General features: G+C 39.3%; 1 pseudogene. It reads right to left on the bottom strand.

Annotated elements, in window-relative coordinates:
- Positions 1-405: pseudogene (locus DYY66_RS15790) on the bottom strand (hypothetical protein); the annotation flags it as partial.
- Positions 406-1887 lie beyond the last annotated feature (1482 nt).

The following is a 1887-nucleotide window of genomic DNA, read 5'->3' as shown; positions in this document are numbered from 1 at the left end:
AACCCACAAGTTTCCATCTGGATCAAATGCAATGCCCTCTGGATAATACATAGACTGCACAGTACCTGACTGAGGATAATCACCTACACCAAAATCTTTTTGTCCAAGAACCAAGGACGGTATCTGACCTGTCTTAAATGGAGGTTCAAACTCTAGTACACGGTCTGATGCCCCGTCTGCAATCCACAAGTTTCCATCTTTGTCAAATGCAAGACCCTGTGGATGATAAAGTGATTTTGGGTTTGTTCCATTCAGTACCTGCCATGACGTAAAATCTTTTTGCCCGAGAACAACTGATGCTGATTTGCCAATTGTAAATGGAGGAGTAAATTCAAGTATCCTGTCATTTCCACCATCTGAAACCCAAAGGTCTCCCTGAGAATCAAACACAATAAAATGCGGCATGGAAAATGTACTTGCAGTAGGATTTGCAGAGTTTGATACAAAGTCTAACTGGCCAAGTACAAATGATGCGTTTTGCGAATTTGAAAATTGAGAGTTTGTAGGAACGCTTGTGGGTATGTCTGGTTTGAATTCAGGTATTGGTACCAACTTGGATGGACCAGAGATATGTACTGGATAATCAGAATTCAAATTTATAGGACCCGTAAAGGTTTCACCAGAATCTGAGCTTGCCCTAAAAATTATGTCATTTATTCCAGGAGACCCAGAATCACCTGCAACATAGATTTGGTTTTGGACCGAAACAACTTTTGGATTGAGTATGAGGGTGTTGCCTAATACGTTAAGATCGTATATGTTTCCAAAGGTTGTTCCTCCATCTGTACTTTTTCTAAAGAATAGACCAGAGNCTTTTTCTAAAGAATAGGCCGGAATGAGAATATGATGGATCATACTCACCTGTCCAGATAGCAAATATGTCACCATTTTCTAAAATTCCCATCTGCGAAAAATCAAAAGTTCCAGAGGTAAAACCTCCTAGGTTCAGAGGAGCAGAGAAGGTATCTCCATGATCAGTACTTTTTGATAATAACAATTTGTTTCCCCCAGATGGAAATGATTGCACCCACATGACAAAGATCTCATTTTTTGACACTGCAAGCTGTGGCCATCTCGAATCCCCGTCTTGGTTTATCTGTATTTTATTGCCAAAGCTTGCTCCTCCGTCAGTACTTTTTTCGAAAAATAATGCAGAACCTTGTCCAGCCATCTGAGTCCAAATTATGTATATGTCATTACCTGATACTTCTACCTGTGGAATAAACGCCATCACATCATCTGCAATTATAACAGGTGCAAAAGATTTGCCATCATCATGGCTTGCATAAAATACTATGGCACCATTTTGTGATCCCCAATAACTTCCACTTGCTACAACATAGACATTGTCTCCAGAGGTTATCATCTGCACGTTTCCCATCATGAGCTTGTGGTTGGTAGAAAGTGATAGTGGTTTTCCAAACGTTTCTCCATTATCAGTGCTTGTTGCAAGTAACAGATCAGAATAGTCAGAATCAGTGTTGTTGTACATGAGCACATAGACGTTTGTCCCACTAGAACCTATTGCAGCTATTGGGGATATTCCACTTCCAGTTTTTATTTTTAGTGGTTTATCAAATATTCCTCCGCTATCATTGCTCTTTGTAAAAAATACATTTGGACCGACCGAGTTATTTGCCCAGTCAGTCCATGCCAAATACAAATTATTTCCTGACGATGCCATTTTCATATTAGATCTGTATAGATCATTTTGTAACACGCCATATTTGGTAAAATTGATAGTTTTCCCAAAATTTGTGCCGTTATCGTTACTTGCCTTCAAAAAAGAAACTGGTGATTTTGTGTTCGGATCCATTCCATTCCAGAGTACATACACATTATTTGCAGAAGACATTACATCTGAAATATGTACAGACGGCCCTATCG

The organism is Candidatus Nitrosotalea sp. FS, assembly GCF_011319475.1.
Lineage (GTDB): Archaea > Thermoproteota > Nitrososphaeria > Nitrososphaerales > Nitrosopumilaceae > Nitrosotalea.
This window is presented reverse-complemented; position numbering and strand designations above follow the sequence as displayed.